Source organism: Agrobacterium sp. CNPSo 2736, assembly GCF_004005385.1.
GTDB lineage: Bacteria > Pseudomonadota > Alphaproteobacteria > Rhizobiales > Rhizobiaceae > Agrobacterium > Agrobacterium leguminum.
Map to the genome: position 1 here is coordinate 1 of NZ_RZTX01000013.1, position 14,808 is coordinate 14,808.

Below are 14,808 nucleotides of genomic sequence, written 5' to 3' on the forward strand. Positions count from 1 at the left end.
CCCTAAACCCGCCCCATAACCCCCGCCATCTGATAAAGCGCCAGCCCCGAAGCCGTCCCCGCATTCAGGCTATCCAGCTGCGGCGACTGCGCAATCCGCGCCGTATGGAACCGCGAGAGCACCGATTGCGGCAACCCCTCGCCTTCCGTGCCAATCACCAGCGCCATGAGCTCGGACCGGGGAATATCGCGGATCTCGGTCTCGCCACCCGGCGAAAGGCTCCAGATAGCAAAACCGGCCTCGGAAAGCCGCTCCAGCATCTCCACCGCCCCGCCGCCGCGATGCCAGGGAACCGAAAGCACCGAGCCGACGGAAACGCGCAGCGCCTTGCGATAAAGCGGATCGCATGAGGTCTCGTCCAGCAACACCGCATCGGCATAAAACGCCGCCGCATTGCGGAACATCGCCCCCAGATTATCGTGATTGGAAATGCCGCAGCCGACAAGCACCAGCGACGAGGCGGGAAGTGCCGCCGTCATCTCTTCCAGTCCGCGATCCTGAACCCGTCGCCCAAGCGCCAGAATGCCGCGATGCAGGTGGAACCCGACGATGCCATCCAGCACCGGCGCTTCCGCCACATAAACCGGCACATCCGGCGGGAAATCGGCAAGGATATCCGCGACGCCCGAAAGCCGGTTTCTGAGGATGAGGATGCTCTCGGCCGCAAAGGCGGCGCCCGCTTTATGGGCGGCGGCCAGCATGCGCAGCACCACCGTGCCTTCCGCAATGAAGCGGCCCTGCCGCCCGGTCAGGTCGCGCTCGCGAATATCGCGAAAGGCGGCGATGCGCGGATCGGCCGGATCTTCGACCGGGATCAATGCTCGCCCGTCCAGCAGCTTATTGGCCTCACTGGCCATCGACCGTCACATCGGCAAGGAACCGGCCGGCCGCGACGTTGAAGACCAGCGCCTTGCGGGTGCCGTTGGCGAGCCGGCCGTAAAACAGCATGTCGCCGCCAGAATAGCTGACATTGTCGATCGTGAAGCCCTGCGGCAGGCTGGCGGTGACGGCCAGTGGTCCGTTGCCGGTGGGAACGGCGAGGTTCGGCGCTTCGCTCTGCGTCTGAACCGCCTTCGACGGCCCCATCGCCTTGTAGACAACCGCACCGAAGACAGCCATAAGGCTGATAAACATCACGGAGCCCGACACGATCTGCAAACGGATCATCTTGCGGCGAACTTTTTCCATGGCCGGATCAAGCGGCTTGTCTTCCTGTTCGTCTTGCTCGATCTGCGTCATCGGGTTCCCTGAAATGCTGATGGATCGGAAAAATAAGAATGAACGACCCCTTTAAACAAGGCGGAGACGCAAGGAAAGTCCTGATTGCCGGGGAAAACGCCGAAGGCCGTCTCGATTCCTGGCTGGCAGGCGAAGTGGGCGGCGACTTCTCCCGCAGCCGGCTGAAAGCGCTGATCGAGCAGGGCGCGGTCTCCATCAACGGCCAGCCGGTGACGGAGCCGAAAAAGAAGGTGCACCCCAAGGACCGCATCGAAATCGTCATGCCCGAGCCGGAAGACCCGGAACCCAAGGGCGAGGACATTCCGCTCGACGTGGAATATGAGGATGAAGACCTGATCGTGCTCGTCAAGCCCGCCGGTCTCGTCGTGCATCCGGGCGCCGGCAACTGGACCGGCACGCTGGTCAACGCCCTCATCCACCATTGCGGCGACAGCCTCTCCGGCATTGGCGGCGTCAGGCGGCCGGGCATCGTGCACCGGCTGGACAAGGAAACCTCCGGCGTCATGGTCGTGGCGAAGAACGACAATGCCCACCGCCATCTCGCCGCGCAATTTGCCGACCATGGCCGCACCGGCCCGCTGGAGCGCGCCTACAAGGCCGTCGTCTGGGGCCGCCCGCGCACCCTGCGCGGCACCATCGACGCCGCACTCGGCCGCAGCGCTGACCGCACCAAACGCGCCGTCAAGCACGAGGATTCGGACGATGCCCGCGAGGCGATCACCCATTACGAGGTGATGGAGCGTTACCATGAGCGGCCGGACGCCACCTGCCTCGCCTCGATGGTGGAATGCCGGCTGGAAACCGGCCGCACCCACCAGATCCGCGTTCACATGGCCCATATCGGCCATCCGCTGATCGGCGATCCCGAATATGGCGCGGCCTTCCGCACCAAGGCGAACCTTCTCGAAGAACCGGCAAAGAGCACCGTCCGCGGCTTTCCGCGCCAGGCCCTGCATGCCTATCTGCTCGCTTTCGAACATCCGCGCACCGGCGAGGTGATGGAATTCGAAACCGACCTGCCGGATGACATGGAAGCGCTGACCGCCGCATTGCGTGGCTGAAAACCTGCACGGCGCGGTCAAAAAAACTGCGCCATGCATTTCGCCGGAAGCCCCGGATAATAAAAAAAGATTAGCGGATAGCGATATTCCGCAGTCGGTCCTTTTTATAGACCGCCCCAATTTCGCTTCAATCGTCACACCTCCTCGGCCCCGCAAAGCCTGAAATCGCCGCCGTTAAATCGTGCCGATTTCAAGCCTGTCAAATAAAACCGCAGGGACGCCATCCGTTCGATCCGCCCCCGAACGGAACCGGCATGATGACGGGATCTATCGCATGAATATCGAAGACCGCCGGTTTATCTTTCAGGAGTTGCGCAGCGTCGAAGGCTATATCGACCCGCCCGATGCGCTCGTCTTCAAGGCGCTGTTGCAGGCCCAGACAAAAAGCGGCCTCCATGGCGGCATGGCGGAAATCGGCGTTTATTACGGCCGCTCCTATTTCCTGCTGCGCAAATTCGCCGGGAGGCAGGAAAAGGTGCTGGGCGTCGATCTCTTCGATCTCGATCCGCCCGAAGATGGCAGCCTCGACCAATATGAACGCCTGATGGAAAACGGCCGTCGGCTGGGTTTCGCCATGGATGAAGAGCTGATCATCAGGGGCGACAGCACGCAGCTGGCGCCCGCCGATATCACCTCCCGCATCGGCCCCGCGCGCTTCTTCAGCATCGATGGCGGCCACAACCTGCACCACGTGCTGGCCGATGCGAAACTGGCGATGGAGGTGATCGCGCCGCATGGCGTTATCGTCTTCGACGACACCTTCAACCCCGCCTGGCCGGAAGTGACGGTCGGCGTCGCCGATTTCCTGCGCACCCACGGCCACAGCCTCGTCTGCTTCGGCATGACGAAATACAAAACCTATGTCTGCCGCCGGGAATTTCACGCGACCTATGCGGACGCGATTGCCGCCGATCCCGATCTGCAGGCGCTTGCCCATGTGGAGACTCAGTTCCTTGGCTCGAAGGTTGTGCGCCTGCACAATCCCATGCGCCGGCGGGTGATGTATGAGCTGATGGTGCGCTCCGGCCTTGGCGGTTTTTCGGAACGAATCTACCGTTCGAAAGTTAAACAGGTCAAAGAAGGTGTCACTGGAACATAACGCATGTGTGAACGCAGCGTTCGCTTGAAACGCGGCGGGCGCGTACATATCTGTCACATGGGTTCGTGCGGGGTCGGTAACGACCCGCAGCTTACGGTGTGCCTCCGGCGGGTCAGTCGTCGATCAAAGAGGGTGCCGTTCCAGACCATAGATAAGGGGGTGCTTTATGGCCCGCAATAGTTTGCCTACGATTACAGCCGGCGAAGCCGGTCTCAATAGATATCTCGACGAAATCCGTAAATTTCCGATGCTGGAGCCGCAGGAAGAATACATGCTTGGCAAGCGTTACGCCGAGCATGGCGACCGCGACGCCGCGCATAAGCTCGTCACCAGCCACCTGCGTCTCGTAGCCAAGATCGCCATGGGTTATCGCGGTTACGGCCTGCCCATCGGCGAAGTCGTCTCCGAAGGCAATGTCGGCCTGATGCAGGCGGTAAAGAAGTTCGATCCGGAACGCGGTTTCCGTCTGGCCACCTATGCCATGTGGTGGATCAAGGCCTCGATCCAGGAATATATCCTGCGCTCCTGGTCGCTGGTGAAGATGGGCACGACCGCCAACCAGAAGCGCCTGTTCTTTAACCTGCGCCGGCTGAAAGGTCGCATCCAGGCAATTGACGATGGCGATCTGAAGCCGGAACACGTCAAGGAAATCGCCACCAAGCTTCAGGTGTCTGAAGAAGAAGTCATCTCGATGAACCGCCGCCTGCATGGCGACGCCTCGCTGAATGCGCCGATCAAGGCGTCCGAAGGCGAGTCCGGGCAATGGCAGGACTGGCTGGTGGACGACCATGACAGCCAGGAAGACGTGCTGATCGAACAGGACGAGCTGGAAACCCGCCGCCGCATGCTGGCGAAAGCCATGGGCGTGCTGAACGACCGCGAACGCCGCATCTTCGAGGCCCGCCGGCTGGCGGAAGATCCGGTAACGCTGGAGGAACTCTCCTCCGAGTTCGACATCAGCCGCGAACGCGTGCGCCAGATCGAAGTCCGCGCCTTCGAGAAGGTGCAGGAAGCGGTGCAGAAGGAAGCGCTGGAAGCTGCGCGCGCCTTGCGCGTGGTGGATGCGTAAAGCATATCCAGCAAAAGTGCGGAGCAGTTTTGCGTCCGTGCCATGGATCATCCTCGGCCCTCGGCCGGGGATTTTTTGTTGGTAAAAGGCTGACGACTGGAAATGGCCTGCCATCCGAGACCGGCGATTGCGCTGGAGAAAAACCGGCAGGAAAAATTCCATGCTTCGGGGGATGCCGCTTACCCCCCTCTGCCCTGCCGGGCATCTCCCCCACAAGGAGGGAGATCGGCAAGACGTTCTACCGCCGTTTCATCCTCGACCGTTGAGTTGGTCGAGACCTCGCGGCATATCGATCTCCCCACCTGTGGGGGAGATGCCCGGCAGGGCAGAGGGGGGTAAGCCACACCCACCAGCACCAACTAACCCACCCATCACCTGCCAACGCAAAAACACCGCCGCAGCCATTTAACAAAAAGGGCGGCCTGAGCCGCCCTTAAATCATCACTGCCCGGTCGCCGGCGTTGCCGCCGCCCATTCGCTAAGCGCCTTGTCAAAGGCGGCGATGCCGTCATTGCCCTTTTGCAGGGTCAGCAGCGCACGCCGGCCGTTGCGGTAGGACACCGGAATATCGATCCAGTTGCGGCTCTTCAGAAGCTCCAGATTGGTCTTCATCGCATCCGGGAAATCGTTGAGCGCGATCATGTGGAAATCGTCGGTGATCTTGGCCGGAACCGCGATCAGCGCGTTGCCGCGATCCTGCTCGGTGCTCTTCATCGCGATGCGCTGGACGCTGTCGATAGCGCCGCCTTCGAAGCCGGGCGAAACCGAGAAGACGATCTCGATCAGATGGCTGGCCGGCAGCGACGGGTCGGTATTGCGCTTGAAGGTGATCAGCGCGCTGAGGCCACGGCCGGGAACGGTGATCTGGCCCTGCACGGTCGGAGAAGGTTTACCGTCACCGTCATTTTCCTGCTGCAGCGACCAGGAAACGCTGCCCTGAATGGCGGTCGGCACCGTCTGGCCCAACACTTCCTCATAAAGGAACATGCGGTCGCCGGCAGCGGCGGCGGGCTGCTGCGCCGGCGGCGTGCCGGCAGGCGTTCCGGCGGGCGCACCGGCATTATTGGCCGGAGCCTCGCCAGCGGGCGGCGGCGCGACATTCTGCTCATAGACCGACTGGCCTTCGGCGGTGACCGGCTGGCCGTTCGCACCGGCGGCAGGTCCCTCGTCACGCTCGGTGCCGTCGGCCAGAAGCCGCTGGGTGAACTTGGTGCCGGTGACGGAGCCGTCATCGCCATGGGTCGGGGTCTGATGGTTGGTCGGGGTTGTCGGCTGCTGCCCCGCGGCGGGCGGCTGCTGGGTCGCCGGCGGTGTCGAGGTCTGCGCCTCACCCGTGCCGTTCGAAGCCGTCTGGCTGGTGCCGCCGTTCTGTGCGGAGCTGACCAGCCCGCCGACCATATCGTTCAGCGCATCGCGGTTCATCCACACGGCATAACCGCCGCCGGCAAGCAGCGCCACGCCGACAAGGGCCAGAACCAGCGACGCATAATTGCGGCGCGGCTTCTTCTTTACCATATAGGCGGGCGTTGCGGCGGCAGCGCCCACGCCATTCGTTTCGCCCGGAGCCTGACGGGTGGACGACGACGCGCCGTCATAACCGATCAGCTCGTCCAGATCGTCCCAGGGCGTGCGTTCCTTGTTATCCTTTGCCGCTGCCTGATCGCCGAAGAGATCGTTATCCGCGCGCGGCAGCGCCGGCGCGTCCTTGGCGGGAATGGCAATATCCGCATCCTGGAAATAGGACGAGAAATCCTCGACCACGGCCGCCTTTTTCGGAGCCTGCTCTTCCGGCTGGCGATGGTCGTCAAAATCGTGCCGACCGCCAAACGCCGGAGCATGCTCCACGGCAGCGGGGCCGAAATGGTCGTCCGCCTCGCGCCGCTCATCCTTTTCGTAAGGGGCGGGCTCGAAACTTACTTCCGGTTCCTGGTAATGCTGCGCGGCATAACCGGCAACGAGCGGACGTTCGTCGGTCTCGTTGCGAACCTCTTCATATTCCTCGGCGGCCGGACGCGCATCGTCGTCCTGCGCTTCATCGAGCTTGCGCCAGTCATCCTCATCCACCGGCTGCGCCCAATGGGAGGGAACGGAATCATCGGCAGCGCCGAGCGCCGTTTCAGGCTCCGGCTGATGAGCCGGCTCTTCGTCCGTCCGTGTGAAATAGGTGCCGACGGCTTCGTCGGAAGCGTGTGCCGGGGCGGGAGCGGCATGAACCGTTTCCGGCGCATCATAAAGCTCTTCCGGCTCGCGGTCGCCGTGATGCTGCTCCTCATGGGCAGCGGCGTCAGCGTGCCGGAGCTCTTCCTCTTCGGCCGCGTCTTCGTAAGCCGGCTCCGATTGCGCGGGTTCAGCGGATGCCGGCTCTTCGTAGACCGGCTCGTGCCGCGCCTCTTCCCGGTCGGCATCCTCCGCCGGCTCGGCGGCGCGGGCCTCGTCTTCGTCGGCAGCATCCTGCTGGTAATAGGATGCCGCCGTCTCTTCCGCAGCGGGAGAGACAGCGTCATCATCCTCCAGCGCCGGAAGCGCCTCGGCATATTCGCTGTCCACCTCGGCAATGGCGGCGTCCAGCTTGGCGATCTGCCGGCGCAACAATTCTTCCGGCGGACGTGGCTTCATATTCTCGAGTTGGCGCACAACCGCACTGCGCGCCTTGTCGTAAACCTTCGCCCGGTTTTCGGGAGTATTGTTCGCCAAGCCATCCACGGCCTTGCGAATGACTGCTACAAAATCCGCCATAAGCACTTTCTCGTCGTGACCGGCGACGTACCGGCCCGATATGGTTTATGAATCTAGATCGCCGAGGACATTAGTCCTCAAACGGATCAGTCACAAGTATGGTGTCGTCACGCTCCGGACTTGTCGACAGAAGTGCGACAGGCGCCCCGATCAATTCCTCGACCTGACGGACATATTTGATTGCCTGAGCAGGCAAATCCGCCCATTTTCGGGCACCGACGGTCGATTCCTTCCAGCCTTCCAGCGTGATGTAGATCGGCTCGACGCGCGCCTGGGCGCCCTGGCTGGCCGGAAGATGGTCGATTTCCTGCCCGTCAAGCTTGTAGCCGACGCAGATTTTCAGCTCGTCGAGACCATCCAGGACATCAAGCTTGGTGAGCGCGATGCCGGTAATACCGTTGGTGGCGACCGACTGGCGCACCAGTGCAGCATCGAACCAGCCGCAGCGGCGCTTGCGGCCGGTGACGGTGCCGAATTCATGACCCTTTTCGCCCAGGAACTGGCCGATCTCGTCATTCAGCTCCGTCGGGAACGGACCTTCGCCGACGCGGGTGGTGTAAGCCTTGGTGATGCCGAGAATGTAACCCAGCGAACCCGGACCCATGCCCGAACCGGCGGCGGCCTGGCCGGCAACCGTGTTGGACGAGGTCACATAGGGATAGGTGCCGTGGTCGATATCGAGCAGCGAGCCCTGAGCGCCCTCAAACAGGATGCGCGCACCGGCGCGGCGCTTCTTGTCGAGCAGCAGCCAGACGGTTTCGCTGAACGGCAGGATGCGCTCGGCAATCGAGCCCAGCTCTTCCATGATCGTCTCATGCGAGACTTCGGCCGCGCCGAAACCACGGCGAAGGGCGTTATGATGCGTGAGGATACGGTCAACCTTGGCGGAAAGCGCCTCCATGTCGGCCAGATCCATGACGCGGATGGCGCGGCGGCCAACCTTGTCTTCGTAAGCCGGGCCGATGCCGCGACGGGTGGTGCCGATCTTGGTGCCGCTGTTGGAGGCAGCGTCTTCGCGCATGCCGTCCAGCTCGCGGTGCAGAGAAAGAATAAGCGTGGCATTGTCGGCGATACGCAGGTTTTCCGGCGTAACCTTGACGCCCTGCGCTTCCAGACGGCCGATTTCGGCGATCAGCGCATGCGGATCAACCACGACGCCATTGCCGATGACGGCAAGCTTGCCGGGACGCACGACGCCGGATGGCAGAAGCGAAAGCTTGTAGCTGATGCCATCGATGACAAGCGTATGGCCGGCATTATGGCCGCCCTGATACCGCACGACGACATCTGCCCGCTCGGACAGCCAGTCGACAATCTTGCCTTTGCCTTCGTCGCCCCATTGCGAGCCGACCACCACAACATTCGTCATTTCTTGCTTTCCTGCTCATGGCGCTTGCGCGCCCGATAACCCGATGGGAAACCCAAACCCGCGAATGTATACTGTGTTGTTTTACGGAAAGCGACCCTGTTTCTTATGGAGAATTTTGCTTTTTCCGTGACAAGGCGCGGATTTCCCGCATTATCTCGCCCCATGGGGGCCAGGCGCGGGCGCAAGACCGCCATTCACCCCTTAGCCGTTTTCCGCCCCGTGAAGAAGCGAAACATCAGCGTGTCCTCCAAAGCCTATATCGCCCTCATCATCGCCACGCTCTGCTGGGGCGGCAACACCGTTGCCGGCAAGCTCGCCGTCGGCCACATCAGCCCCATGGCCTTCACCTTCCTGCGCTGGGTCTTCGCCGTCGCCATCATCTTCGCCATTTCCGTGCCGCAGCTGATCAAGGACTGGCCGGTGGTGAAAAAGCGCCTGCCCTATTTCTTCGTGCTCGGCAGCGTCGGTTACACCGCCTTCAACGTGTTTCTCTACACGGCCCTGCAGCACACCTCGGCCATCAACGCCGCCGTCATTCAGGCCGGCATTCCCATGGTCATCTTCGTCCTGAACTTCATCCTGTTCCGCACCCGCGTGCTGTTCGGCCAGATCGTCGGCTTCTGTCTCACCATATCAGGCGTGGCGCTGCTCGCCTCGCACGGCGACCCGGTCTCGCTGCTGCAGCTGGAAATGAATGTCGGCGACGCCGTCATGCTGCTCGCCGTGCTGGTCTATGCCATCTACACCGTCATCCTGCGCTGGAAACCGGCCGTCGACTGGCGCACGCTGATGGCCATCCCCGCTTTCTTCGCCCTCATCACCTCGGTGCCGCTGGTCTTCTGGGAAGTGTCGCGCGACAGCGTCGTCTGGCCGGATCAGAAGGGCTGGGTGCTGGTGGTCTATGCCGCCATTTTTGCGTCGCTCATCGCGCAGATCCTCTACATCAAGGGCGTGGAGCAGATTGGCGCCAACCGCGCCGGCCTCTTCATCAACCTCGTGCCCGTCTTCGGCACCCTGCTATCGGTTATCGTGCTAAGCGAGACGCTGCATACCTATCAGATCGTCGCTCTCATCATGGCGCTGGCGGGCATTGCCGTCGCGGAACGAAAAAAATCGCCGGCTTCCTGAACCAACAGGATCAGGAAAACCGGCGCAGTCTGGCAGGCATGAAAAGATGGGCTTAAAGCGCGGTTTCGCGCTCAGCCGGAGAAAAGACGGCATTGCCGAGGACGATATCGCCCTTATCGGTGGTGACGATCAGCACTTTTTCGAGCGATCCATCATTGTTCAGCGAAAAGGCAAGGCGCAGCGCGCTGGAAGACCAGCCGGCGCCGGCAAGGGCCGTGCGCTTGATGGCGGCGCAGTCACCGCAATCGCCAAGGCTCAACGACGGCGTTGCCGGAACATCAGTTGCAAAACCGGAAAAATAATCGTCGAGCGCGCCCATGGTGGCGTTCACATCGCGGTTGACGCGCAGCAGTTCCTCGCGGCGCTCACCGGTCAGCGGCGCGGCGATGGTGGAGACGCATTGGCCGGCGGAAAGAACGCAGCCATCGAAACCGCCCGGCGCGGAAACACCGATCTGCGTCACCGCAGACTTCTCGACGGCGGCAAAACCGCGGGCAAAACCGGCAGCGCCAGCCGCGTCGGCATGATTGGACATGGAAGCAACGGCAATTCCGCAGATGGCGGCAGCAATAATCTTCTTCAGCATTTCATACCCCGTTTTGCGATCCGCCGGCTTGTGCCGGTCTCGATTTCTGTTTGTGGAGCGCCTCTTGAAGGGCCGCTCCCCGTCTGTGATCCCACAATGGCACAGCACTGTTTTCAGCCGCTTTAAGCCGATTGCTACAATTTTATCGGTTTTCATTTTTGTACAGCGGACGCTTTCTTTCGAATATGCGCCGATACCGTCACCGCGAATTCCGCGGCAACGTTGGCAAGCGATATAGGGGCCGCATCGCTGCGGGGTATCAAAGGGTATTGCAGGGTTTGCAGACGATGCGGCCCCGGCTTGAAACATATGACCCGCCCGCCCAACCGGTTCCTGTTTGGAGGATGGGCACATGCCGGCCGCCTCAACCGTGACATCGGGAAACTCCCCGGTTTCGGCCGCCTGCCCCGCCCACCTTGCGCCGCGCGCACGCCTGATGACCGGAATGGGCCAAGTATAGCCGGGCCGGCGGGACCGTGGACGCGCGGGGATGAACGCCTCTTAAAAAAGGCGCCCGGGAGGCGGTTTCGCCCCATCCCGGCCACAGGAATTTTCAGCGGGTTAACAGGGCCTTGATCGACGGCATTTGAATTAACCTTGTCTTAAAACCCGACGTTAATGGTTAGCAATTTAAGAATAGCGGAACGAAAGGGTTCCGTTATGCGTGGCGTATTTGCCGTTGTTTTTCTGATGCTCGTTCTGGCCGGCTGCGCCACCGCACCGTCGCAGGTGACCAATGCCTGTGCGATTTTCGAGCAGCGGAACGGCATCTTCAACAACTGGCGGCGCGATGCGAAAGCAGCCGAGCGCGAATTCGGCGTGCCCGTGCCTGTCATGATGGCGACGATCTATACCGAATCCGCCTTCCGCCCCTATGCGCGCCCGCCGCGCACCAAGCTTCTCGGTTTCATTCCCTGGACACGCCAGTCGAGCGCGTATGGTTATGCACAGGCGCTGGACGGCACATGGAGCGTTTACCAGCGTGAAACCGGCCGCTGGTCGGCAAGCCGCACCGATTTCACCGACGCCATCCACTTCGTCGGCTGGTATCACGCCAAGAGCCGGCGCGAAAACGGCATTTCGCTGAACGACCCCTATAATCTCTACCTCGCTTATTATTCCGGCCATGCCGGTTATGCGAAGGGCAGCTGGCGCAACAATTCCGCGGTCCAGAAGGCCGCCCGCCGCTCCGCCAACATGGCGCTGCGTTACGAGGCGCAGTTGCAGCAATGCGGATATCGCTGAGGCGGGTGCAGGTCGATTTAACCTGCCTGCGGCGAAGAATTGCTTGACGGCACATCACCCACACTCCGTCACCCCGGACTAGATCCGGGGTCCAGTGCGATCAAGTCCTTGATCGCGAAAGACCCTTTTCACGGCGCAGACGCGCCGTGGCTGGATACCGGCTCGAGGCCGGCATGACGGAAGACAGCATCACTCCCCGTAAACCGAGAGAAATTCCCGCACGGCATCGATCTCGCTGGAGCGAATTTCATGCCCGCCCGGATGCCATACCGTCTCCACGGTTCCACCCTGCGCCTGAAGGTTCTTTTCCAGCGCCTGCGTCAACGGCACCGGGCAGATTGGATCCCGCTCTCCCGCCGTGATCAACACCCGGCGTGTGGGTTTTGCCGGGGAAATCTTCGGCTCGAACGGGATAAGCGGATGCATCAGCACTGCGGCATCGAAAAGCTCGGGTTGTTCGACCAGCACATTGGCGAGAATATTCGCGCCATTTGAAAAGCCGAGACCGATGATTGGTCCGGACTGGTAATGCTCGCGGTTTGCCTTGACGAAATCCGCCAGCTTCGCGGTTGCCCGGGCAAGATCGACCATGTCGTAAACGCCCTCGCCCGTGCGCCGGAAGAAACGCGCCGCGCCATGTTCGGAAACATCGCCGACGGGTGAGAGGACGGTGGCCTGCGGCAAAATACGGGAGCCAAAGTCGAAGAACTGGTTCTCATCGCCACCCGTGCCGTGCAGCACCAGGAAAAGCGGCGCGCCGGCGGCACCGGCGCGGGATTTGTGGAAATAGGTGTCCTTGTTCATCGGATAATCCTTTCTGGAAGGAGAGGTTTAACGGCTTCCGCACGGCTTCTTCAGCCATGTGGAGCGAGCGGGTGCCGCCTGCTTCTTCTCCCCGTTCGGGGAGAAGGTCGCGGCAGCGGGATGAGGGGGCAAGGGTCGTGAAATTCGGCAACGTTGCCCCCTCATCCGACCCTTCGGGCCACCTTCTCCCCAAACGAGGAGAAGAAAGACGCGGCAATGTCCTGCCAAACGCTATCGAGAGGTTAAGCCCCCTTTTCGTCCCCCAGCGGCTCCAGATGCTCTTCCAGCACGGAGCGCAGATGCGCGTGCTGGCTCGGCAGCTTCAGCGCCTCGCCGAGATGGGCGGTGTCCTCGTCGCGGTCGAAACCGGGTTCGTTGGTGGCCACTTCGAACAGCACGCCGCCCGGCGTGCGGAAATAGATCGCCCAGAAATAATCGCGGTCGATCACCGGTGTCACCTGATAGCCGGTATCCATCAGCGCCTTGCGCACCTCCAGCTGCTTTTCACGGTTTTCGACCGCAAAGGCGATGTGGTGCACGGACCCCGCGCCCAGCCGCGCGCCAGAAATATTCGGCATGGTTTCGATGTCGATGAAGTCGGCGCCGTTGCCGCCGGGAATGCCGAGGCGCAGAACGCCGTCCTGACGATCCACTTCCTGATAGCCCATGAATTTCAAAAGCTCGGCCGTCGCACCTTCATCGCGAAGACGCAGCGAAGCACCCTGAAAACCATGGATCGCCTGATCCGCGCCGACGCCATTGCCGATCCATTGCGCACGGTTGTCGTCCCTGACCTCGACCAGCGCGAAACCGTCGCCATCGGGACCCGCGAAATGCAGGCGCTTGTTGCCGAAGGCTTCATCGGCCTTCAACCCGTCCACGTCGGCCTTGGAAAGGCGGTCCTGCCAGTAGCCGAGCGATCCTTCCGGAACGGAAAACAGCGTCGTGCCCACTTCGCCGGTGCCGGGACGGCCGCGGGCGATATGCGGGAACGGAAAATAGGTCATGACGGAGCCGGGCGTGCCGACTTCATCGCCATAATAGAGATGATAGACGTCAGGCGCGTCGAAATTGACCGTCTTCTTCACCCGGCGCAGGCCGAGCGTATCGGTGAAAAAACTGTTGTTCTGGCGCGCGCTCGCCGCCATGGACGTGACGTGGTGCAGGCCCTTGATCTGGTTGAGCATGATAAACCCCTTTTGCCTGGCAGGCCTCACGGTTGGGGCCTGCCCTGTTCATGGCGTAAAGATGGGGTAACAGCGCTCTCAGGCATAGAGTGGACAACGGGAACGGATTGTTCCCGAATGATGAACGATAAAACCGACTGTTCAACGAGCCCGATAAGGCAGTTTAATGATCGTCGGCGACGCCCAAAGTCCAGTAGCCGACGGCGCGCAGCGATGCTTTCGGGAAAGCAATCTCGTCGGTGAGGAAGGATTTTGCCGCCCTCGCCTCGGATTTTTCGCAGGCGACAAAGACATGCAGGCCGTCATGATCCGCGCTCCAGGCGTGGTCACGCAACGCCTTCTCGATGAGACCGGATGTGCCGGCGGGCTTGCCGCGGCGATAAAGCCATGTCCACTCGACATTTGCCGCGCAGACGATCTCCTGCCGCTCGGCTTCATCGTCGATCTCGGCATAGACGCTGAGCTTTTTCCGGGCCGGCATTTCGGCTGCCATGCGCAGCATCACCGGCAGCGCCGTCTCGTCACCGGCAAAGACATAACGCTCGGCTTCCGGGCAGACGCCGCTCGGGCCGATGATGCCGAGAACATCGCCGGGCTTCGCCGTCGCGCCGAAGGTCGCGCCCGGCATGTGGTCGCCCTCATGCATGACGAAGTCGATATCGACTTCACCGCGCGCGATATCGCCGGACCGGATGGTGTAGACACGCCGTGTGAGAAGATCGTCGCCCGCCGGCCAGACGATGGCGCCGGTGGGCGCAAGATAAGGCCAGACCGGCGCGCGGGCCTGATCCGGCACCAGAAGCAGGCGCACATGCATGCCGCCGGAGAGCAGCCTTTCGATGCCGCTTTCGACGGAAACCACCAGCCGGCGCATATGCGGCGTCAGATTATAGGCGCGGGCAACCTTGCCGACGAAGAGATTGGGCAGCTCACGCTGCTGCGCGCCATGGCCGCTCCAGCGAAAATCCAGCCCCGTCTCGCCGGAGAATTCGACGATATGCTCGGCCACCATGGCCTTTACCGACATCAATATATGTTCGGAAATGCAGCTCACCCTTGCGGCGAAACGGCCGCCCTCGGCGCTGAAGCTGCCATGGCCGTATTCCGTCTTGAACCGCACGGTAGCACCTTCGCGTTCCATCTCCATATGCTCGGAAAAATGATCCTCGAAAGCATCGACGATCGACAGCGGATCGGGCAGCGAGACGGAGGTTTCGGCAGACAGGAGAGACACGGGCATAATCCTTCACTTCATAGTCCGGTTATCTTTAATCCCGACAACCGC

General features: G+C 61.8%; 13 protein-coding genes. 5 read left to right on the forward strand and 8 right to left on the reverse strand.

Going from position 1 to position 14,808, the window contains the following annotated elements; translation table 11 throughout:
• Window positions 1-2: 2 nt before the first annotated feature.
• Window positions 3-857, reverse strand: coding sequence for an RNA methyltransferase (locus EM858_RS19230; protein WP_127757655.1), 855 nt, complete (start codon window positions 855-857; stop codon window positions 3-5).
• Complete coding sequence (locus tag EM858_RS19235) at window positions 847-1,239, reverse strand: hypothetical protein (protein WP_035228055.1); 393 nt, start codon at window positions 1,237-1,239, stop codon at window positions 847-849. Before EM858_RS19235 ends, EM858_RS19230 begins: the two co-directional genes overlap by 11 nt.
• Window positions 1,240-1,277: 38 nt before the next feature.
• On the opposite strand from EM858_RS19235, the gene EM858_RS19240 reads away from it, so the two are divergent.
• The 3 genes from EM858_RS19240 to rpoH all read left to right on the forward strand — a co-directional run bounded on the left by EM858_RS19240 (window position 1,278) and on the right by rpoH (window position 4,468).
• Window positions 1,278-2,300 carry an RluA family pseudouridine synthase gene (locus EM858_RS19240; RefSeq protein ID WP_127757656.1) on the forward strand — a complete coding sequence of 341 codons (1,023 nt, stop codon included), beginning with the start codon at window positions 1,278-1,280 and terminating at the stop codon, window positions 2,298-2,300.
• 274 nt (window positions 2,301-2,574) lie between these two features.
• A complete protein-coding gene (locus EM858_RS19245) occupies window positions 2,575-3,399 on the forward strand; it encodes a class I SAM-dependent methyltransferase (RefSeq protein ID WP_127757657.1) in 825 nt (274 codons plus the stop codon).
• 166 nt (window positions 3,400-3,565) lie between these two features.
• Complete coding sequence (gene rpoH / locus EM858_RS19250) at window positions 3,566-4,468, forward strand: RNA polymerase sigma factor RpoH (RefSeq protein ID WP_003522581.1); 903 nt, start codon at window positions 3,566-3,568, stop codon at window positions 4,466-4,468.
• 441 nt (window positions 4,469-4,909) lie between these two features.
• Here rpoH and EM858_RS19260 read toward each other — a convergent pair whose 3' ends face one another.
• Window positions 4,910-7,204, reverse strand: a complete 2,295-nt coding sequence (locus EM858_RS19260; RefSeq protein WP_164865489.1) for a hypothetical protein — start codon at window positions 7,202-7,204, stop codon at window positions 4,910-4,912.
• A 70-nt stretch (window positions 7,205-7,274) separates the two neighbouring features.
• Window positions 7,275-8,573 carry an adenylosuccinate synthase gene (locus tag EM858_RS19265; RefSeq protein WP_065114076.1) on the reverse strand — a complete coding sequence of 433 codons (1,299 nt, stop codon included), beginning with the start codon at window positions 8,571-8,573 and terminating at the stop codon, window positions 7,275-7,277.
• Between the two features lie 240 nt (window positions 8,574-8,813).
• Here EM858_RS19265 and EM858_RS19270 point away from each other — a divergent pair, with 240 nt between their 5' ends.
• A complete protein-coding gene (locus EM858_RS19270) occupies window positions 8,814-9,701 on the forward strand; it encodes a DMT family transporter (RefSeq protein ID WP_164865490.1) in 888 nt (295 codons plus the stop codon).
• A gap of 52 nt (window positions 9,702-9,753) precedes the next feature.
• Here the strand turns inward: EM858_RS19270 and EM858_RS19275 are convergent, their stop codons facing one another.
• Complete coding sequence (locus EM858_RS19275) at window positions 9,754-10,287, reverse strand: transglutaminase-like cysteine peptidase (RefSeq protein ID WP_080850964.1); 534 nt, start codon at window positions 10,285-10,287, stop codon at window positions 9,754-9,756.
• A gap of 660 nt (window positions 10,288-10,947) precedes the next feature.
• Between EM858_RS19275 and EM858_RS19285 the strand changes: the two genes are divergently transcribed.
• Window positions 10,948-11,532, forward strand: coding sequence for a transglycosylase SLT domain-containing protein (locus tag EM858_RS19285; protein WP_003522586.1), 585 nt, complete (start codon window positions 10,948-10,950; stop codon window positions 11,530-11,532).
• A 189-nt stretch (window positions 11,533-11,721) separates the two neighbouring features.
• Here EM858_RS19285 and EM858_RS19290 read toward each other — a convergent pair whose 3' ends face one another.
• The 3 genes from EM858_RS19290 to EM858_RS19300 form a co-directional block, all read right to left on the reverse strand.
• Window positions 11,722-12,336: an alpha/beta hydrolase gene (locus EM858_RS19290; RefSeq protein ID WP_127757661.1), complete on the reverse strand. Its 615-nt coding sequence runs from the start codon at window positions 12,334-12,336 to the stop codon at window positions 11,722-11,724.
• A gap of 242 nt (window positions 12,337-12,578) precedes the next feature.
• A complete protein-coding gene (locus EM858_RS19295; protein ID WP_127757662.1) occupies window positions 12,579-13,523 on the reverse strand; it encodes a VOC family protein in 945 nt (314 codons plus the stop codon).
• Between the two features lie 163 nt (window positions 13,524-13,686).
• A complete protein-coding gene (locus EM858_RS19300; RefSeq protein WP_127757663.1) occupies window positions 13,687-14,763 on the reverse strand; it encodes a DUF2218 domain-containing protein in 1,077 nt (358 codons plus the stop codon).
• Between the last annotated feature and the right edge of the window lie 45 nt (window positions 14,764-14,808).